Source organism: Kribbella alba (assembly GCF_039529635.1).
GTDB classification, from domain to species: domain Bacteria; phylum Actinomycetota; class Actinomycetes; order Propionibacteriales; family Kribbellaceae; genus Kribbella; species Kribbella alba.
The window spans coordinates 289,521-306,935 of sequence record NZ_BAAANE010000004.1; the positions used below are offsets into that span (position 1 = coordinate 289,521).

The following is a 17,415-nucleotide window of genomic DNA, read 5'->3' on the forward strand; positions in this document are numbered from 1 at the left end:
AAAGTCGAGCCCCGGGCGGCAACCCGGGGCTCAGGATGGGTGGATGGCGGCGGAATCAGCTGCCGGACTTGCGCCGGAACTGGCGCTTCTGCTTGTCGTTGTGCGCCTCGCCGACGCCCTCGCGCCGCGTCCCGCTGCCGGGGTGCGACTCGTGGTGCGCGTTCTTCTTGGCGAGCGCCTCGCGGAACTTCTTCTGCAGATCGTCCTGCGCCGGCTTGCTGGGCTTGTCGCTCATACCGTCTCCTTCACAAACCGTCAGGCGTACGGGCTCTAGCTAACCAAGTGTGACGGCCATGACGCCAGCCATTAACGCCGGGGTACGCCTCCGGCTTCTGCATCGCCACCGACCGCGCCGGCCTCCCTCGCGCACCAGCCCCGGACCGCCGACACTCATCAAGCACCCCGTCGGGCGCGTCTCGGCCCGGCGCCCAGCCTGGATCACCCTTGTATTTCAAGCGTTTGAGCCCGAAATGTGAGTGCTGGAAGTCCGCCGCCCGGTTTGGTACTCCCGAGTACATTAGGTTTCACGGCCCCAGGACCGAAGCAGGCAGCGCGACTAGCCCAGATGAGCGAGGCAGTCGGCCCCAGCAAGTCCTCATCGAGCACAAACCACCTGCTCCAGCCGACCCCGACCGCACCTGCGGTTCCCCTGACAGGTCAGGGTGCCGGGTGAGCTACATTCCCCTGCCCCGGCACCCTGGCCGCTCCACCCCTCAGCCTCGGGACGCGATGAAGACGAACTCGCGTCCCGGCCGGTCAGGAGCATCCCGTACTTCGTCCACCACGAAGCCCGCGGACTTCAGCGAGCGCTCGACCTCCGCCCGGCTCCGGAAACGCAACGTCGAGTCCGAGGTGATCACCGCGCCGTCCGATGCGAAGACGAACGTGTGCCGGAACGACACCAAGGGCTCCCTCACCGATGTCACGTCACACCAGGTCTCGACAGCACCCACCCCGGGGATGTCGGCCACCTGGTAAGTCTCCGCGCGGTTCCACTCCAGCCAACCCTTCCGCGCCGGATCCCGCGTCTCGAAGACGAACCGCCCACCCGGCACGAGCGCATCCCGTACGCCGTGCAGCGTCGCGCCCCACTCGGTATCCGCCACGAAAACCTGGGCCACGTTCCCCGTCATGGTCGCCAACTCCACCCGCAACGGCGGAAGCGCAGTGGCATCCCCAAGCACCCACCGCACCCGCTCCGCAAAGTCCTTGCTCCGGGCTACTTCGAGCGAAGCCTCAGCCGGGTCGACGCCGACTACCTCCACTCCACGCGCAGCCAGCAGACAGGCGAACGTCCCCGTCCCGCACCCCACATCCAGCACCCGCGAGGCCCCGAACTCCTCGACGATCGCCGCGTAGACCTCAAGGTCGCCGCGATCCGGATCGAGCGGATCATAGATCTCCGCCAACCGACGATCTTCAAAAATAGGATCAGCCACGGCCCGACACTACGGACGTCCGCGCACCGGCGAAACAGGGTTTCGGCGCTGCTGAACTACTCAACGACGAAACTATTCGTCATTAAGGACTTCCAAGCCACAGCGCCGAGCGTCAGACGTTGAAGCGGAATTCGACCCCCCTCCGACGGTTGGTACTCCAGCCGGAGTGTCATCTTGCGGGGACAGGCCCGGATTGCCAGCACTCACAGCCAACCTGGGGGTCCTGGTCGCGAGCAGGCCGCACGCTCGGCTGGAGGCAATCAGCTGCGGTTGATGTGCGTTGGCGCTGCGGGGCTCACGAACCCGCCGAAACCACGCCGCCATTGATCAGCACCCGACTCGGTGGCGCGCAGCGGTCACGAAGCGGCGACCTTAAACACCAAACAGGGACCGCGGACACGAAATAACGTGTACAAGGTCCCCACTACCTGTCCCAGGCCCCCACTCTTGGTCAGGGCCGCACCCCCCAGCCCTTCGCGGCCCACTGCCGAAAGGCATCATCACGAACTACGGCTGTCGTATTAGAAAACATTTCAGCGCTCACCGGCATTCACCATCGACTGCTCCGCGCAGGCCATCATCCGTTCCCCAACCGCCGGCCGCGCCCCGCTCGGAGATCAGCGCCGTGATGAGCGTCGATCTCTATAGGATGCCGCCATGACCGTGAGAATGGACAACGTCGGCATCGTCGTCGAGGATCTCGCTGCGGCGGTCGAGTTCTTCCGCGAGCTCGGACTCGAGCTCGAAGGGCAAACCGTAGTGGAGGGAGAGTGGGCCGGACGCGTCACCGGCCTGGGGTATCAGCGCGTCGAGATCGCGATGATGCGCACGCCGGACGGCCATGGCCGGCTCGAGCTCTCGCGCTTCCTCGAGCCATCCGTCATCGCCGATCATCGCAACGCCCCGGTGAACGCCTTGGGCTACCTCCGCGTCATGTTCGCAGTGGACGATATCGATGAGACTCTCGGCCGCCTGCGCAAGCACGGCTCGGAACTCGTCAGCAACGAAGTGGTCCGCTATGAAGATGTGTACCGCCTCTGCTACGTGCGTGGGCCCGAAGGCATTCTCATCGGACTCGCCCAGGAGCTCAGCTGAGATCCGGGCACCGGCCTTAAGGACTCAGTCCCGCCTTGAGCCGGGCTCGGCGCCGCAGGCGCAAAGGCGAACCTTGGCGCGGCATGGCTGGCACCATCACGATCTGCAGCGATTCGGAGACCGAGCACGCCCTGGATGTTCTGCCCCATGACGGCAGCTCCCGCTCGGCTGCCATCCGCCAAGCCGTACTTGAAGCCGCGCTGCGCAAGGACCGGGGCCGCGGCGATGCGTCGGGCTGTTCTGCGAATGCCGCTCGGCGAACCGGACGGCATCGACATCGCCGCTGAGGTCGCCCGCAACCGCGAGGACGACCGCTGATGATCTATCTCGACTCGGCCGCCGTCGTGAAACTCGTCCCCGCCGAGGTCGAGACACAGGCGTTGCGCGACTGGCTCGATGAACGGGCAGAGACCGGGTGGACGGGTTCGGTTCTGGCGGAGATCAAGTCGTCGCGGGCGCTGGCACGCCACGCCCCACAAGCCGTCGCCCGACTCCCCCAGTCCTCGACCTGATCGAGTTGGTGGAACTGGACGCAGGCATTCGTATTCTGGCCCAGACCGTGAAACCAGCGACGGTATGGAGCCTGTACGCCATTCACCTCGCGACGGCTCTCCGCATCCGCCCGCGGCTCACCTCATTCATCACGTACGACAAACGACTGGCCGATGCCGCCCAGGCAGCCGGACTGACCGTCGACATGCCCGCCTGAGACGCCTCTCCGCCACGGCATTCTGACCGGGTCAGGCGTTACACGTTGAAGCGGAACTCCACTAGGTTGCGCGCTGGAGCAACGTGTGGACGCCTCGTTTGGGCGTACGGCCGGACAGACCCACGCGTTCTGGTGGACTCGACCTTGGCGGTCATTTGCGCCGCCAGAACGTTGGGCGCCACCAATAGAGGACCGCGGAGTCGTCGGGCCACGGGCGTTCCTGAACACCTTGTGATTCGAAGTGATCCCGCTCCCCATCGATGGGACGCCAACCTTCGTCGACCCGATCGGCAGCCTCGGGACCACGCACATTGCTGACGAAGCGCTCTTCCATCGCTCCGAACCGCGCGAAGTTTCGCTGGGAATCTCGCAGAGACGGGCGATTGGCGCCGCCGGTCCAGTCTGGCCAGCGAAGCTGGATCGCGTCGTCTTCCCAGAAGCAGATCGAGCAGATCTCGTAGGATCCGGCGGGCTCGGAGAACACAAGGTATCCACAGCACGGACAGGGGTAGAGGTCGTCCACGCATGACATGCTCACAGAAGTGCCCGGCCGTCGACCACTCTGTGCGGACAGAGAGCTAAAGAAATCGGCTACACATTAAATCTGAATTCGACTACGTCGCCGTCGGACATGATGTAGTCCTTGCCTTCCATCCGGACCTTGCCGGCGGCTTTGGCGGCGTTCATGGAACCGGCTTCGACCAGGTCGTCGAAGGAGACGATCTCGGCCTTGATGAAGCCGCGCTGGAAGTCCGTGTGGATGACGCCGGCCGCCTCCGGGGCGGTCGCGCCCTTGCGGATGGTCCAGGCGCGGGATTCCTTCGGGCCGGCCGTGAGGTACGTCTGCAGTCCGAGGGTCTCGAAACCGACCCGCGCAAGCACGTCCAGGCCCGGCTCCTCGACGCCCATCTCCGCGAGCATCTCGCGGGCCTCTTCCTCGTCGTCGAGCTCGACCAGTTCGGCCTCGAACTTGGCGTCCAGGAAGATCGCCTCGGCCGGGGCGACCAGGTCCCGCATCTGCTGCTTCAGCGCCTCGTCGGCAAGCTCGTCCGCGTCGCAGTTGAAGACGAACAGGTACGGCTTGGCGGTCATCAGCATCAGCTCGCGGATCGCGTCGCGGTCCACGTCGGTGGCGATGATCGGCGTACCGGCTTCCAGGTGCTTCTGCGCCGCGCGGACGGCCTCGAGAACGACCGCGTTCTCCTTCTTCAGCCGGGCTTCCTTCTCCAGCCGCGGGATCGCCTTCTCGACGGTCTGCAGGTCGGCCAGGATCAGCTCGGTCTGGATGGTGGAGATGTCGTCGGCCGGCGAGACCTTGCCGTCGACGTGGGTGACGTCGTCGTCGCGGAACACCCGGGTGACCTGGCAGATCGCGTCGGACTCGCGGATGTGGCTGAGGAACTTGTTGCCCAGACCCTCACCCACGGAGGCGCCGCGGACGATGCCGGCGATGTCCACGAACTGCACCGTCGCCGGGATGATCTTGGCCGAGCCGAACACCTCGGCGAGCTTGCCCAGCCGCGCGTCCGGGACGCCGACCACGCCGACATTGGGCTCGATCGTGGCGAACGGATAGTTCGCCGCGAGCACGTTGTTCTTGGTCAGCGCGTTGAAGAGGGTGGACTTGCCCGCGTTGGGGAGCCCGACGATTCCGATGGTGAGTGCCACGGGCGTCAAGAGTACGCGGCTCCCCCCGCCCCACCCCAATCCGACGACCCCACCCCGGTACTGCGAACCCCGCACGCGGCCGATCCGTCGCACCGGCGCCAGTACCGCGCACCGCCCGCGGCCCGCCGATCCCGTCGTACCGGATCGTCCTGCGAACCGCCTGCGCCCGACGCCCCCGTAGTACGAGGATCAGATGACGAAGGACTCCAGTTCGGCGCCGTACCAGCGGGTCGTGCGGCCGAGGGAGCGCATGCCGAGGCGTTGACAGACCGCGAGGGACGCGGTGTTGTCGGGCCGGACCACCGCGTAGATCTCGCCGAGTCCCGCCTTGAAACCGTGCGCGATCGCCGCTCGCGCGGACTCGGTGGCGAGCCCGCGGCCCCACGCGTCCGGGTGGAAGTGCCAGCCGACCTCCACCTCACCCTTGCCCTCCGTGGAGTCCGACGGCTCGGGCAACGGCACGAGGAGGACCGTGCCGGCGACTGTGCCGGACGACTTCTCCTCGACGGCCCACACGCCGTACAGCGGGTCCTGGTTGCGCTCGTTCCAGCGTTCGATCACGCGCGAGGCGCTGTCGCGATCCGTCATCACCTTGGGGTCGGCCCCGAGCCAGCGCGACACCTCCCAGCGCCGGTAGATGTCGAACACCCGGTCGCCGTCGCTGTCGGCCCAGTCGCGCACGACCAGCCGATCGGTCTCGAACACCACCTTGGGATCCATGCAGGCCCTTCCCGTCGCCCTGGGCACGAGATCTACCCAGCGTGGCAGTCGCCCGCAAGCGAATCGACCAAGCTGTGACCACTTGGAGAGCTAAGGTCCTGTAATGCCAGGGGGATCGTCACGCATCGTGTTCGCTTGCTCGCAGCTGATCAGGTTCGGCTGGACGCAACTCGTGTCCTGCCTGTTCCCGTTGATGCTGTTCGCCGGCCTTGCCGCCTCGAAGTACGTCGCGCTGCCCATCCCCCGCTACGACGCTCTGCTGCTCTACTGCCTGGGCTTGACCTTCCTTTTCTGGTTGATCCGGCTGGAGACTTGGCGGGAGATCGCGGTGATCTTCGGGTTCCACCTGGTCGGGCTGGCGCTGGAGCTCTTCAAGGTGCAGGTGGGCTCCTGGCAGTACCCGGGTGACGCGTACACGAAGGTCGCCGGGGTGCCGCTGTTCGCGGGGTTCATGTACGCCGCGGTCGGTAGCTACATCTGCCAGGCCTGGCGACGGTTCGACCTCCGGGTGAGCGGATACCGGCCGCTGCTGACGACCGCCCTCGCACTGCTGATCTACGCGAACTTCTTCACCCACCACTGGATGGTGGATCTGCGCGCCCCGATCGCGATCGCGCTGCTCGTCGTACTGCGGCGCACGTGGGTCTTCTACACCGTGGGCGTACGGCGGTACCGGATGCCGCTGGCTCTCTCCTTCGCGCTGATCGGGTTCTTCCTCTGGATCGCGGAGAACGCGGGCACGTTCCTCGATGCGTGGAACTACCCCGACCAGGTCGATGTCTGGCGGTTGGTGCACCCGGCCAAGTTCGGCGCGTGGGCGCTGCTCGTGACCATGAGCTTCGTGCTGGTGGCGAGCGTGAAGTCGTTGGAGGGAAGGCTTTATCACCGCGGCACCCTCGCAACAGTGGCGACTCCGAAGGCCACTGAGATCTCTCCGCAACAAGAGGATGCGAACCAGATCAGGAGCTGAGGCGTCTCTTCAGTTGTGAGGCTCCTGAGGGGGAGCGACTGGGGAACATCCGCCTGATCGAGGAGCATCGCCATGTCCAGAAAGCTTGCTGCCGTCTTCGCCACCGGCGTGGCAGCCGTCCTGGTCGTCGGTTCGCTGGTCGCCGTCGCGCTGGGACGTTCGCACCAGCCGCAGCCGACTTCCGCATCCAGCGCACCGAGCTCGACACCAACGCTGCTTGACGTCCCGAGGACGACGCCGAGCAACAAACCGGGCAACAGCGCCGGCAGTCCTGCAGCGGACCCGACCGCGGCCGCTGCCGCAGGCAACAAGAAGGTGCTCTTCTTGAGCTTCGACGACGGTCCGGACCCGGTCTGGACGCCGGAGGTGCTCGAGGTTCTGCAGCGGCACGGCGCGCACGCGACATTCTTCGAGCTCGGCGCCATGCAGAACGCGCATCCCGGCCTGCGTGAGCAAGTGCTTGCCGCGGGCAACACCATCGGCAGCCACTCGATCTCGCACAAGCAGTTGACCGCGATCTCCGCGGCCGGCCGGCACCACGAGATCTTCGACGGCCCGCGGTCCAAGTGCTTCCGCCCGCCGTACGGCGCCTCGAACCCGAAGGTTCGCGCGGACATCACGGCAGCCGGGATGACCCAGGTGCTGTGGGACGTGGACCCGCGGGACTGGGACCGGCCCGGCGTCAACGCGATCGCGAACGACATCCTGCATCACGCCCACCGGCGCAACATCATCTTGATGCACGACGGCGGCGGCGACCGCAGCCAGACGGTCGCGGCGCTGGACCGGGTGCTCCCGATCCTGAAGGCACAGGGCTATTCGTTCCCCGCCATGGATTGCTGACCTCGACCGACCGCGGATTTCCACCGGCCGGGCACGCGTTCCCACGCCCGGCCGCTGCCGATTCCGGAAATTGTCGGCGCCGTCTGCCACTGTCTGTGACATGACCGGTACGACGCTGTTGATGGTGCTGCTCTTCCTCGTGGTCGGGTTGTTGCTCGGCGCGGTGTTCGGCGTGCTCTGGTCCCGCGGACGGGACGGCGCCGAGCTGGCCCGGATCACCGCGGAGCGCAATGCCGCCGAGGACCGGGTGGTCGAGCTGACCCAGGAGCGGCACTCCGTCGGTCAGCAGATCTCCGGTCAGGCCGTGGTGAAGGACTCCCTGGATCGGCTGCACGCCCAGCTCAACCAACTGGAGAAGGGCCGCGCCGCCTGGCAGAGCGAGCTCCACCAACAGGTCAACGAAGTCCGGATGAGCGGCGAGGCGCTTCGTCGCGAGACCGCCTCCCTGTCGACCGCCTTGCGAAAACCGCAGGTGCGAGGACGATGGGGCGAGCTGCATCTGAGGCGCACGGTGGAGCTGGCCGGCATGGTCGCGCACTGCGACTTCACCGAGCAGACGTCCACCGTCACCGAGGACGGGCTGTTGCGCCCGGACATGGTCGTCAGGCTTGCCGAGGGCAAGAATCTGGTGGTCGACTCCAAGGTCCCGCTCGCCGCCTTCCTCGAAGCAGCCGAGAGCGACGACGCCGACTTCCGCGAGGAGCGTCTCCGCGCCCACGCGAGACACCTCAGGACGCACGTCGACCAGTTGTCCGCCAAGGCCTACTGGTCGCGGCTCTCCTCGACGCCCGAGTTCGTCATCTTGTTCGTGCCCGGTGAGTCGTTCCTGTCCGCCGCGCTGGATGTCGAGCCTTCACTGCTCGAGTATGCCGCCGAGCGCCGGGTGATCCTCGCGACGCCGACGACGTTGATCGCCACCCTCCGCGCGGCCGCCTACGCCTGGAACCAGTCCGCGTTGACCGAATCGGCCCAGCAGGTGTTCGAGCTCGGCCGCGAACTGTATGAGCGACTCAGCACCATGGGCGATCACCTCGGTCGGGTCGGGCGCTCGCTGACCTCGGCCGTGGATGCCTACAACCGCACGGTCGGCTCGTTCGAGAGCCGCGTCTTCACCACCGCCCGCAAACTCCGCGACCTGCATGTCACCGAGGCCGAGCTCGAAGCCATGGAGGTGATCGAGGCCTCGGTCCGTCCCCTCACCGCCCCGGAACTCCTGGCCCTCGAGGAAACCACGCCTGAGGACTCCACCCGCCGCTGGCTCCCCGGCCCCCTGATCGACCGCACCACCCGCGACGACGACCCGCCGGCCCTCCCCGGCTTCGACACCCAAACCGGCTGACACCACAGCCAGCCGGCTTGCCTGTGTCGGCTGGTTGGCATGTCAGGCGTCGGGAATCCGCCAGGGTTCCGGCATTGACAAGGTGGCGGCTCACCTCAAGTATGAGAGCGCTCTCACTCACCCGGTGATTCCACCGTCCCTCACCGGCTGAGCCGTGAGCACCGGTGAGCTCCTGGTCCCCCGGACCAGGAGCCGTGGTCCGCACCTGCCGTCGCGGTCACGAGTTCGCGCCGGAGCAACTGCGACCTGGTAGCGCAGCGGCTTCCGCGAGCCTGCCGGTGCTCCGCCTTCTCTCGCATGGGACAAACCTGAGGAGGAGTCGTGCGCATCAAACACAAACTGCTGGCGGTTCTCGCCGCCGCTGCAACCATCGCCGCCGGATTCACCGCCATCGTCGCGGCTCCGGCCGAGGCCGTACCGACCACCATTCCGCTGAAGATCTCCAACAGCTCGGGCCGGACCGACCCGGTCTACATCTACAACCTCGGCACCTTGCTCTCGACCGGGCAGCAGGGCTGGGCCGATGCCGCCGGCAACTTCCACCCCTGGCCCGCAGGAGGCAACCCACCCACTCCCGCACCGGACGCGTCGATCGCCGGCCCCGCGAACGGCCAGTCGATCACCATCCGGATGCCGAAGTTCTCAGGCCGGGTCTACTTCTCCTATGGCCAGAAGCTCGTCTTCAAGCTGACCACCGGCGGTCTGGTGCAGCCCGCGGTCCAGAATCCGAGCGACCCGAACAGGAACATCCTGTTCAACTGGACCGAGTACACGCTGAACGATTCCGGCCTGTGGATCAACAGCACCCAGGTCGACATGTTCTCGGCCCCGTACGCCGTCGGCGTGCAATTGGCGAACGGGACCACCAAGAACACCGGGCATCTCAAGGGCGGCGGTTACAACGGGTTCTACAACGCGCTGCGCGGTCAGCCGGGTGGTTGGGCGAACCTGATCCAGACGCGCTCCGACGGAACCATCCTGCGCGCACTCGCCCCGACGTACGGGGTCGAGACCGGGTTGCTGCCCGCCTCTGTGATGGACGACTACGTCAACCGCGTGTGGACGAAGTACAGCTCGCAGACCCTGACGGTGACGCCGTTCACCGACCAGCCGAACACCAAGTACTTCGGCCGCGTGTCGGGCAACGTCATGAACTTCACCAACAGCTCCGGCGCGGTGGTCACCTCGTTCCAGAAGCCCGACTCGGCCAGCATCTTCGGCTGCTACAAGTTCCTGGACGCACCGAACGACCTGGTTCGCGGGCCGATCTCGCGCACCCTCTGCGCCGGCTACAACCGGTCCACCCTGCTGGTGAACCCGAACCAGCCGGACACGAGCTCCGCGAACTTCTACACCGACGTGGTCACCAACCACTACGCGCGCAAGATCCACGCCCAGATGGCCGACGGCAAGGCCTACGCCTTCGCCTTCGACGACGTCGGCAACTACGAGTCCCTCGTCCACGACGGCGACCCGCAGCAGGCCTACATCACCCTCGACCCCTTCAACTGACCCCACCCTGGCCACCCCGGGTCCCCGCCAGCTGCCCGGCCGGGACCCGGGGTCCCGCGTTGCCCGACTGACCTGCCCCACCTGTGCGTCGAGGTTGTCAGCTCTCGTCCCGCGCTCTGGTCGATCCGGCCGATGCCGGTCCCAGCCCTTGACGCGGAGTTCGGTTAGTGGCAGCTTACGGTTCGTGGGAACTTACGGAACGATGGCGGACTCGGTCCTGGATGCGCTGGGGGATCCGACGCGCCGCAAGATCCTCGAGACGTTGCGGCGGGGCGGGCCGAGTTCGGTTGCCGGGCTGGCTGAGCGGGTGCCCGTGAGTCGGCCGGCGATTTCGCAGCATCTGAAGGTGCTCGGCGGAGCAGGACTTGTGAGCTACGAGTCGCAGGGCACGCGGAACATCTACCAGGTCGATCGCGCCGGGCTGAGCGACCTGCGGACCTGGCTCGACCAGTTCTGGGACGACGCGCTGGATGCCTTCGCCGAGCACGTGCGCCGGGTCGAGGGTTCACCCGCCGCCCGCGTAGGCAGTACAGGCATGAAGGAGAGACGGGCATGAGCATCAACCAAGAACTGGCGCCGTTGGTGAAGGGCGTGTGGGTGCCGACGTCGCCTCAGCGTGCGTTCGACCTGTTCACGCGTGAGATGTCAGCCTGGTGGCCGCTGCGGACTCACTCGGTCGGCGAGGAGAAGGCGACAGAGGTGCGGCTCGAAGGGGCCGTCGGTGGGCGGATCGTCGAGTACGACGAGGACGGTCCGCTCGAGCTCTGGGGCACCGTGTCGGACTGGGATCCGCCGCAGACGGTGAGCTTCAGCTGGCATCCGGGCAGCGATCCGAAACAGGCCGGGCACGTCACGGTCACCTTCAGGCCTGTCGACGGCGGCACCGTGGTCGAGCTGACCCACACCGGCTGGGAACGTCGCCCCGACGGCGCCGCGGCCCGGGCAGGCTACGACTCAGGCTGGGACTACGTGCTCGACTTCTACGTGACCCACGCCCGATAGTGGGCGGATGGCGAACGCACCGGTCGATCCGCGCGCAGTAGAGGTATCACTGCGGCCGCACGGCGAGTCCGTGATGCTGCCGCGCGAGGCTTACACCGATCCGGACGTGCTCGCCTGGGAACGGCGGAACTTCTTCGCCGCCCACTGGACCTGCCTCGGCCGAACCGACGAACTAGCCGCCGGTACTACGCATCGCGCGACGGTCGTCGGTGACGTCCAGGTGATCCTGACCTTCGGGGATCGCCCACGCGCGTTCGCCAACACCTGCCGGCACCGCGGTCACGAACTCCTCCAGCAGGGCGGTTCGAGCGACAGGCGCTCGGTGGTCTGCCCGTACCACGGCTGGTCGTACGAATTGGACGGCGCGGTGAAGGCGGCACCACGGATGGGCGACACCTTCGATCCCGCGCCGTACGGGCTGGTCGAACTGCCCAGCGAGGTGTGGCACGGCTGGTTCTTCGTGAACGCGCTCGCCACGGCACCCCCGTTCGCGGAGCACCTCGGCGGTCTGACCGACCTCGTCGCGCCGTACCGGCCCGAGGCACTGACGCTGAAGGCGCGGCACAGCTACGAGGTGGCGTCCAACTGGAAGACGATCGTGGAGAACTACCACGAGTGCTACCACTGCCCGCTGATCCACCCGGAGCTGTGCAAGGTGTCGCCACCAAACTCGGGCGACAACTGGAACCTTCCCGGCGCCTGGGTGGGCGGCCTGATGGACCTCCGTCCAGGAGTCGAGACGATGTCGCTCGACGGGCGCTCCCTCGGAACTGCCTTGCCTGGTGTGGATCCGCGGACGGTGAACTACCTCGGCCTGTTTCCGAATCTGCTGATCTCGCTGCACCCGGACTACGTGATGACGCACCGCCTCGAGCCGCTGTCGCCGGGGCTGACCGCGATCGAGTGCTCGTGGTACTTCCCGCCCGAGGTGGCCGACCCGTCGTACGCGGTCGAGTTCTGGGACGTGACCAATCGGGAGGACTGGGCCGCCTGCGAGTCGGTCCAGCGCGGCGCCGAGTCGCCGCACTTCCGGCCCGGACCCCTCGCGCCGGCCGAGGATGCCGTCCATCAATGGGTGACGATGATCGCCCGCGGCTATCTGGGCAAGCCCTTCAACCAGTAGTCCCGCCGCGGGTCGTGTACGGTCTACGACTCCGGGCAACTCAACCTTTCGGGTGGGCCACGTCATCCCACTAGCTGACCGGGTCATGCAGCTGGGGGGACACGACGATGGATCCAGGATTGGACAGCGAGTTCGCGAATTTCGTGGACGGGCGGTTCACCGCCCTGCAACGCTTCGGCTACCTGCTCACCGGTGAGTGGCACCTGGCGGAGGACCTGGTCCAGACCTCGCTGGCGAAGGTGTGGTTCAAGCGCAGGTCACTGCGCAGTGCCGGCGCGATGGAGAGCTACACCCGCACGGTGATGGTGAACACCAACATCCAGTGGTGGCGGCGCAAGTGGAAGGGCGAGACCCCGACCGAGGTTCTGCCCGAGCCCTCGGCACCCTCGCAGTACGGGGCCGTCGACGACCGCGACGAGTTGCTCCGGGCCCTGGCTGAACTCCCCCGCCGGACCCGGGCAGCGCTGGTCCTTCGCTACTTCGAAGACCTCGCCGACGCCGACATCGCCCAGATCATGGGGTGCTCCGCCAGCACCGTCAAGAGCCACATCTCGCGTGGCCTCGCCCGGCTCCGCGAACACCAGCTGCTGACCGACATCGATTCACAGCCGACCACCGCCCGAAAGGAGGGCTGACACATGACCGACGAGCTGAAGGACAAGCTCCAGCAGTTGGTGTCCGACCCCCCACCGCCGACCGGCCTACCCAGCGATGCCGTCTTCGCGCGCGTCCGGACGGTACGCCGTCGTCGCGCAGGCGGAGCCGCCATCCTGGCAACCGCGGCCGTGCTGGCCGTGGCCGTTGCCGCCGGCAACCTCACGAACCTGAACTCGGCGCCACCCGTGACCAATACCCCCAGCCCGACCCCGATCGTCACAGGCCCTCCGACCATCACGCCGACCTCGCCCGGGTCCCCGGGGTCGGTCGCCGGTTCCATCAACACGCTGCCTCCGGCCGAGAACACGAACACTCTGCCGCCCACCGACCGGTCCTCACCTACCACGAAGCCCTCGTCGCCAACCCCTTCCGCCCCGGCCGCACCACCGGGTCCCTACAAGCTGGACTTCAGCTTCGCGACCTCGACCGACGGCCTGACGGGAAGGATCAACGTCGTCGCGAGCGGCGACGTACTCCTGCCCGAGTTCGAGAAGGGTGGCCTGTTCGAGAGCAGCAACTTCCATGACCACCTGCTGTACTCCGAGTACTGGTGGGGAGACGGCACTCACGTCGTGGAGGACCGGTACGGCGGGATCTTCTGCCCAGCCAAGACCAGCAGCATGAAGAAGGTCAGCGGCAAGGGAGTCCGGCAGATGGCGCCCCACAAGTTCGCCAAGGCCGGCGAGTACCAGTTCGCCTACCGCGTCACCTACTGCACGCCGTCCGGCCCGGTGCAGTTCGCTCGGGCCTGGAACATCACGGTCTTCGACCCCGCGTCGCCCTCCCCGAAGCCTTGATCGGCTGGGTCAGGCGTGGTCGGAGGTGCCGGTGGTGGCCAGGCCGGCGGCCTTGAGATCGGTGCGGAGCTCGCGGGGAAGGGAGAAGACCAGGCTCTCCTCCGCGGTGGTGACTTCCTGAACCTCGCCGTAGCCGCGCTCGGCCAGCCAGCTCAGGACGTCCCGTACCAGCAACTCCGGCACGCTGGCCCCGCTGGTGACGCCGACCGAGTCGACCCCTTCCAGCCAGGCCTCGTCGATCTCGGCCGCGTAGTCGACCAGGTAGCCCGCCTTGGCGCCGTGCTCGACGGCCACCTCGACCAGCCGGACCGAGTTCGAGGAGTTCCGCGAGCCGACCACGATCATCAGGTCCGCGTCCGGAGCCAGCTTCTTCACCGCAGCCTGGCGGTTCTGGGTCGCGTAGCAGATGTCGTCGCTCGGCGGGTCCTGCAGCTTGGGAAAGCGCTCACGCAACCGGCGTACGGTCTCCATCGTCTCGTCCACCGAGAGCGTGGTCTGGGACAGCCAGACGACCTTCTCCGGGTCCCGGACGACCACGTTCGGGACGTCGCCGGGGCCGTCGACCAGGTGGATGTGCTCCGGCGCCTCGCCGCTGGTCCCGATGACCTCCTCGTGGCCCTCGTGACCGATCAGCAGGATGTCGAAGTCAGTGGCAGCGAATCGCTTCGCTTCGTGGTGCACCTTGGTGACGAGCGGGCAGGTGGCGTCGATCGTCTTCAACTGCCGCGCGGCCGCCTCCTGGTGCACCACAGGGGCCACGCCGTGTGCGGAGAAGATCACAGTCTCCCCCTCGGGCACCTGGTCGGTCTCGTCGACGAAGATCGCTCCGCGCGCCTGCAAGGTCTGGACGACGTGCTTGTTGTGCACGATCTCCTTGCGTACGTAGACCGGGGGTCCGTACAAGTCGAGCGCCTTCTCGACCGCCACCACGGCCCGATCCACGCCCGCGCAGTACCCACGCGGCGCCGCGAGGAGCACCCGCTTGGTCTTCAGCGTGGTGGTCGTGCCAGTGGGGTCAGGCTGGGCAGTCATGGCCCCCATCGTACGGGCGGGGTTCAGGCCGCCCGTACGACCGTCTGTGCCGGAGCTTCGGCACTCCGAGTGGTCAGTAGGTGACGCGCGCCGTACAGAGCTGGCCGGTCCTGACATCCCGCGCCGTCCCGACGAAGGCGTCCCGACCGGACCGGTTGGCGGTCCGGAACTCGATCGAGAACGACCCGCTGGGCGCGTGGGTGACCCGCTTGCCACTGAAGACGGCGACGCCGTTGTCGGTGATGCGGACCGCCCAGGTCTGGCCGTTGCGGTTGCTGTCGACCTCCAGTTCGACCTCCATCCGGCCGTTGTCGGGCTTGGCCTTCAGCTTCCAGACCGCGCCGGCCGAGCACTTGCCCCGAGCCTCGGCCCGGGAACCACCTTTGGCCGAGGCGGGCGCGGCACCGGCCAGCGCGATCGTGCCGGCGAGAGCTACGGAGAGGAGGGCGGCGGACACACGGCGGACGTTCATGAGCTGCTCCGTTGGATAGCGGCACCCGATCGGTGAGTGCCTGTGCGGCTCACTGTCCAAGTCTCGTGGTCGGCCCGACAATCGGCCGTTGGTACTAGTACCTGAGGCCGGTCGAACCCCACGCCGTCGGCCGTAGTACCAGGGGACGGGGTCGAACCGGCGGCCTCAGCCGACGAGGGGCGCGCGCCACCACCTGCGCCACCCTGGTGATGCCTCCAGCAATGAATCTGCGAATCGGGGAGCCGCCCGCCCCTGTCCGGACGACTCCCCCTCAGGAGGTGTTCAGTAGCTCAAGAATGAGCCGCTCCCGCCTTTGACGCAAAGGGTTTTCCGCCCACCGGGCGTTCAGCGGCGACGATGCCCGGCCCAGCCGCGGATCGCCCCGAAGTCCGTCGGAGTCAGCCCGCGTCTCGCATCGACCTGGATGTCGTGGCGTTGGTAGCCCGGAGGCGGCGTGATGGCCCGGTGCGGGTTGACGGACCATCGACGTCCAGCAGGAGCAGCGGGCGGTCACGCACGGGACGACGGTATGGGGTGGCGGGGATTGTCGGCGGGTGCCCGTAGAGTCGCTGCGTGGCTTTGGAGACCTCACCAGATGCACCTGCGGCCGTTCGCACGATTGCGAACGGCATTGCGAGCTGGATCAATCAACTGGGCGCGGTGTGGGTCGAGGGACAGCTGACGGACGTGTCGATCGGGCGCGGTACGACGACCGTGTTCGGTACGTTGCGGGACACCGACGCGGACATCTCGTTGCGGTTCACCTGCAACCGTCGCGTCTTCGAGTCGGTCGAACCACCTGTCACGGACGGCTCGCGCGTCGTGGTGAACGCCAAGCCGAACTTCTTCGCCCGGCGCGGCACGCTCGCCCTGGCGGTGAGCGAGATCCGGCACGTCGGCATCGGCGAACTGCTCGCACGGATCGAGCGCCTGAAGCAACTACTCGCGGCCGAGGGACTCTTCGCGGCGTACCGGAAGAAGCCGTTGCCCTTCCTGCCGCACACGATCGGGCTGGTCTGCGGGCGCGACTCGGCGGCCGAGCGCGACGTCCTCGAGAACGCCAAGCGCCGCTGGCCCGCGGTCGCGTTCCGAGTCGAGTACGCGTCGGTCCAGGGACCGTCCGCGGCCGGCGAGGTGATGACCGCGCTCCGGCGGCTCGACGCCGACGAATCCGTCGAAGTCATCGTGATCGCGCGTGGCGGCGGCTCGCTGGAAGACCTGCTGCCGTTCTCGGACGAAGGCCTGCTCCGAGCCGTTTCCCAAGCCCGTACTCCGGTGGTCAGCGCGATCGGCCATGAGCCTGATTCGCCCCTGCTGGATCTGGTCGCCGATCTCCGCGCGTCCACCCCGACGGATGCCGCCAAGCGGATCGTGCCGGACGTTCGTGAGGAGCTGGACGGGGTTCGCCTCCTCCGCGAGCGCGGGCTGCGCGCGATCGCCGGCTGGCTGGATCGCGAACTGCACGCGCTGGCCGCGATCCGGAGCCGGCCGTCGCTGGCGGCTCCCACGACAGACCTGCAGCGCCGTTCGGACGAGGTCGCCGCGCTGGTCGACCGCAGTCGGCGGACCCTGACCCACCGCCTGGATCGCGCGGGCGACGACCTGGCTCACCGGTTGGCGAGTGTGCGGGCGTTGTCCCCCAAGGCGACCCTGGAGCGCGGGTACTCCGTGCTCCAACTGGCCGACGGCACCGCAGTACGGGAAGTAGGCCAGGTGTCGCCGGGTGATCTGCTGCACGCGCGGGTCAGCGACGGCCGATTCGACGTTGAAGTGACCTCGAGACCGAAGGAGAGCCAGTGACCGCCGACCGACCGGAGATTTCGTACGAGCAAGCCCGCGAGGAGCTCGTCGAGGTGGTCCGCAAACTAGAGGCCGGCGGCACGACCCTCGAGGAGTCCCTCGCCCTGTGGGAACGCGGCGAAGAACTGGCCGCGACCTGCCAGCAATGGCTCGACGGCGCCCGCAAACGCCTGGCCGAAGCCCAGGCCGCCCACGCAGACAAGAAGCCCGACTGAACACCGACCACACCCCGCCGGC

At 67.4% G+C, this 17,415-nt stretch carries 22 protein-coding genes and 1 tRNA gene; 15 read left to right on the forward strand and 8 right to left on the reverse strand.

Translation table 11 applies throughout. From position 1 onward, the window contains the following. Nucleotides 1–55: 55 nt before the first annotated feature. Both ABD210_RS08120 and ABD210_RS08125 read right to left on the reverse strand, forming a co-directional pair. Nucleotides 56–235, reverse strand: a complete 180-nt coding sequence (locus ABD210_RS08120) for a DUF5302 domain-containing protein (RefSeq protein WP_344110338.1) — start codon at nucleotides 233–235, stop codon at nucleotides 56–58. A gap of 478 nt (nucleotides 236–713) precedes the next feature. Then, on the reverse strand, nucleotides 714–1,409 hold the full coding sequence (locus ABD210_RS08125; protein ID WP_344110340.1) for a class I SAM-dependent methyltransferase: 696 nt from the start codon (nucleotides 1,407–1,409) through the stop codon (nucleotides 714–716). Nucleotides 1,410–2,096: 687 nt separating this feature from the next. Here ABD210_RS08125 and ABD210_RS08130 point away from each other — a divergent pair. The 4 genes from ABD210_RS08130 to ABD210_RS08145 all read left to right on the forward strand — a co-directional run bounded on the left by ABD210_RS08130 (nucleotide 2,097) and on the right by ABD210_RS08145 (nucleotide 3,243). Further along, nucleotides 2,097–2,534 carry a VOC family protein gene (locus tag ABD210_RS08130; protein ID WP_344110342.1) on the forward strand — a complete coding sequence of 146 codons (438 nt, stop codon included), beginning with the start codon at nucleotides 2,097–2,099 and terminating at the stop codon, nucleotides 2,532–2,534. Between the two features lie 147 nt (nucleotides 2,535–2,681). Further along, nucleotides 2,682–2,852 (forward strand): hypothetical protein, encoded by a 171-nt coding sequence (locus tag ABD210_RS08135; protein ID WP_344110344.1) that lies wholly within the window; start codon nucleotides 2,682–2,684, stop codon nucleotides 2,850–2,852. Further along, complete coding sequence (locus tag ABD210_RS08140; RefSeq protein WP_344110346.1) at nucleotides 2,852–3,046, forward strand: PIN domain-containing protein; 195 nt, start codon at nucleotides 2,852–2,854, stop codon at nucleotides 3,044–3,046. The genes ABD210_RS08135 and ABD210_RS08140 overlap by 1 nt, the downstream gene beginning before the upstream one ends. A 47-nt stretch (nucleotides 3,047–3,093) precedes the next feature. Then, complete coding sequence (locus ABD210_RS08145; protein ID WP_344110348.1) at nucleotides 3,094–3,243, forward strand: PIN domain-containing protein; 150 nt, start codon at nucleotides 3,094–3,096, stop codon at nucleotides 3,241–3,243. 151 nt (nucleotides 3,244–3,394) lie between these two features. Here the strand turns inward: ABD210_RS08145 and ABD210_RS08150 are convergent, their stop codons facing one another. The 3 genes from ABD210_RS08150 to ABD210_RS08160 all read right to left on the reverse strand — a co-directional run bounded on the left by ABD210_RS08150 (nucleotide 3,395) and on the right by ABD210_RS08160 (nucleotide 5,631). Next, nucleotides 3,395–3,766, reverse strand: coding sequence for a CPCC family cysteine-rich protein (locus ABD210_RS08150; protein WP_344110349.1), 372 nt, complete (start codon nucleotides 3,764–3,766; stop codon nucleotides 3,395–3,397). 68 nt (nucleotides 3,767–3,834) lie between these two features. After that, nucleotides 3,835–4,911: a redox-regulated ATPase YchF gene (gene ychF, locus ABD210_RS08155; RefSeq protein WP_344110350.1), complete on the reverse strand. Its 1,077-nt coding sequence runs from the start codon at nucleotides 4,909–4,911 to the stop codon at nucleotides 3,835–3,837. Nucleotides 4,912–5,100: 189 nt separating this feature from the next. Then, entirely contained in the window at nucleotides 5,101–5,631 is a 531-nt protein-coding gene (locus ABD210_RS08160) for a GNAT family N-acetyltransferase (RefSeq protein WP_344110351.1), read from the reverse strand. A gap of 103 nt (nucleotides 5,632–5,734) precedes the next feature. Between ABD210_RS08160 and ABD210_RS08165 the strand changes: the two genes are divergently transcribed. From ABD210_RS08165 to ABD210_RS08205, 9 genes are all read left to right on the forward strand, one after another. After that, on the forward strand, nucleotides 5,735–6,601 hold the full coding sequence (locus tag ABD210_RS08165) for a DUF817 domain-containing protein (RefSeq protein ID WP_344110352.1): 867 nt from the start codon (nucleotides 5,735–5,737) through the stop codon (nucleotides 6,599–6,601). A 72-nt stretch (nucleotides 6,602–6,673) separates the two neighbouring features. Then, complete coding sequence (locus ABD210_RS08170) at nucleotides 6,674–7,444, forward strand: polysaccharide deacetylase family protein (protein WP_344110353.1); 771 nt, start codon at nucleotides 6,674–6,676, stop codon at nucleotides 7,442–7,444. A gap of 100 nt (nucleotides 7,445–7,544) precedes the next feature. After that, nucleotides 7,545–8,783 (forward strand): DNA recombination protein RmuC, encoded by a 1,239-nt coding sequence (locus tag ABD210_RS08175; protein ID WP_344110354.1) that lies wholly within the window; start codon nucleotides 7,545–7,547, stop codon nucleotides 8,781–8,783. Nucleotides 8,784–9,104: 321 nt separating this feature from the next. Further along, nucleotides 9,105–10,295 carry a glycoside hydrolase family 64 protein gene (locus tag ABD210_RS08180; protein WP_344110355.1) on the forward strand — a complete coding sequence of 397 codons (1,191 nt, stop codon included), beginning with the start codon at nucleotides 9,105–9,107 and terminating at the stop codon, nucleotides 10,293–10,295. Between the two features lie 184 nt (nucleotides 10,296–10,479). After that, nucleotides 10,480–10,851, forward strand: coding sequence for an ArsR/SmtB family transcription factor (locus ABD210_RS08185; protein ID WP_344110356.1), 372 nt, complete (start codon nucleotides 10,480–10,482; stop codon nucleotides 10,849–10,851). Beyond that, nucleotides 10,848–11,297: an SRPBCC domain-containing protein gene (locus ABD210_RS08190; RefSeq protein ID WP_344110357.1), complete on the forward strand. Its 450-nt coding sequence runs from the start codon at nucleotides 10,848–10,850 to the stop codon at nucleotides 11,295–11,297. Before ABD210_RS08185 ends, ABD210_RS08190 begins: the two co-directional genes overlap by 4 nt. Before the next feature lie 7 nt (nucleotides 11,298–11,304). After that, nucleotides 11,305–12,420, forward strand: a complete 1,116-nt coding sequence (locus tag ABD210_RS08195; protein ID WP_344110358.1) for an aromatic ring-hydroxylating oxygenase subunit alpha — start codon at nucleotides 11,305–11,307, stop codon at nucleotides 12,418–12,420. A 107-nt stretch (nucleotides 12,421–12,527) separates the two neighbouring features. Beyond that, complete coding sequence (locus ABD210_RS08200) at nucleotides 12,528–13,055, forward strand: SigE family RNA polymerase sigma factor (protein WP_344110359.1); 528 nt, start codon at nucleotides 12,528–12,530, stop codon at nucleotides 13,053–13,055. 3 nt (nucleotides 13,056–13,058) lie between these two features. Continuing rightward, complete coding sequence (locus ABD210_RS08205; RefSeq protein WP_344110360.1) at nucleotides 13,059–13,874, forward strand: hypothetical protein; 816 nt, start codon at nucleotides 13,059–13,061, stop codon at nucleotides 13,872–13,874. A 9-nt stretch (nucleotides 13,875–13,883) separates the two neighbouring features. Here the strand turns inward: ABD210_RS08205 and ABD210_RS08210 are convergent, their stop codons facing one another. The 3 genes from ABD210_RS08210 to ABD210_RS08220 form a co-directional block, all read right to left on the reverse strand. After that, nucleotides 13,884–14,906 (reverse strand): 4-hydroxy-3-methylbut-2-enyl diphosphate reductase, encoded by a 1,023-nt coding sequence (locus tag ABD210_RS08210; RefSeq protein WP_344110361.1) that lies wholly within the window; start codon nucleotides 14,904–14,906, stop codon nucleotides 13,884–13,886. Between the two features lie 73 nt (nucleotides 14,907–14,979). Further along, nucleotides 14,980–15,378: a hypothetical protein gene (locus tag ABD210_RS08215; RefSeq protein ID WP_344110362.1), complete on the reverse strand. Its 399-nt coding sequence runs from the start codon at nucleotides 15,376–15,378 to the stop codon at nucleotides 14,980–14,982. Between the two features lie 136 nt (nucleotides 15,379–15,514). Beyond that, nucleotides 15,515–15,586: transfer RNA gene (locus tag ABD210_RS08220), tRNA-Arg, on the reverse strand. A gap of 365 nt (nucleotides 15,587–15,951) precedes the next feature. Between ABD210_RS08220 and xseA the strand changes: the two genes are divergently transcribed. Continuing rightward, the gene (gene xseA / locus ABD210_RS08225) at nucleotides 15,952–17,178 is read left to right on the forward strand and encodes an exodeoxyribonuclease VII large subunit (RefSeq protein ID WP_344110363.1); all 1,227 of its coding nucleotides are present in this window, start codon (nucleotides 15,952–15,954) and stop codon (nucleotides 17,176–17,178) included. Continuing rightward, nucleotides 17,175–17,393 (forward strand): exodeoxyribonuclease VII small subunit, encoded by a 219-nt coding sequence (locus tag ABD210_RS08230; protein ID WP_344110364.1) that lies wholly within the window; start codon nucleotides 17,175–17,177, stop codon nucleotides 17,391–17,393. The genes xseA and ABD210_RS08230 overlap by 4 nt, the downstream gene beginning before the upstream one ends. Nucleotides 17,394–17,415: the final 22 nt, after the last annotated feature.

Excerpts from the sequence above, each read along its gene's own strand:
- ABD210_RS08120 (WP_344110338.1), bottom strand. The coding sequence starts at position 235 with ATGAGCGACAAGCCCAGCAAGCCGGCGCAGGACGATCTGCAGAAGAAG.
- ABD210_RS08130 (WP_344110342.1), top strand. The coding sequence starts at position 2,097 with ATGACCGTGAGAATGGACAACGTCGGCATCGTCGTCGAGGATCTCGCT.
- ABD210_RS08135 (WP_344110344.1), top strand. The coding sequence starts at position 2,682 with ATGACGGCAGCTCCCGCTCGGCTGCCATCCGCCAAGCCGTACTTGAAG.
- ABD210_RS08140 (WP_344110346.1), top strand. The coding sequence starts at position 2,852 with ATGATCTATCTCGACTCGGCCGCCGTCGTGAAACTCGTCCCCGCCGAG.
- ABD210_RS08160 (WP_344110351.1), bottom strand. The coding sequence starts at position 5,631 with ATGGATCCCAAGGTGGTGTTCGAGACCGATCGGCTGGTCGTGCGCGAC.
- ABD210_RS08165 (WP_344110352.1), top strand. The coding sequence starts at position 5,735 with ATGCCAGGGGGATCGTCACGCATCGTGTTCGCTTGCTCGCAGCTGATC.
- ABD210_RS08170 (WP_344110353.1), top strand. The coding sequence starts at position 6,674 with ATGTCCAGAAAGCTTGCTGCCGTCTTCGCCACCGGCGTGGCAGCCGTC.
- ABD210_RS08175 (WP_344110354.1), top strand. The coding sequence starts at position 7,545 with ATGACCGGTACGACGCTGTTGATGGTGCTGCTCTTCCTCGTGGTCGGG.
- ABD210_RS08190 (WP_344110357.1), top strand. The coding sequence starts at position 10,848 with ATGAGCATCAACCAAGAACTGGCGCCGTTGGTGAAGGGCGTGTGGGTG.
- ABD210_RS08195 (WP_344110358.1), top strand. The coding sequence starts at position 11,305 with ATGGCGAACGCACCGGTCGATCCGCGCGCAGTAGAGGTATCACTGCGG.
- ABD210_RS08200 (WP_344110359.1), top strand. The coding sequence starts at position 12,528 with ATGGATCCAGGATTGGACAGCGAGTTCGCGAATTTCGTGGACGGGCGG.
- ABD210_RS08205 (WP_344110360.1), top strand. The coding sequence starts at position 13,059 with ATGACCGACGAGCTGAAGGACAAGCTCCAGCAGTTGGTGTCCGACCCC.
- ABD210_RS08210 (WP_344110361.1), bottom strand. The coding sequence starts at position 14,906 with ATGACTGCCCAGCCTGACCCCACTGGCACGACCACCACGCTGAAGACC.
- ABD210_RS08215 (WP_344110362.1), bottom strand. The coding sequence starts at position 15,378 with ATGAACGTCCGCCGTGTGTCCGCCGCCCTCCTCTCCGTAGCTCTCGCC.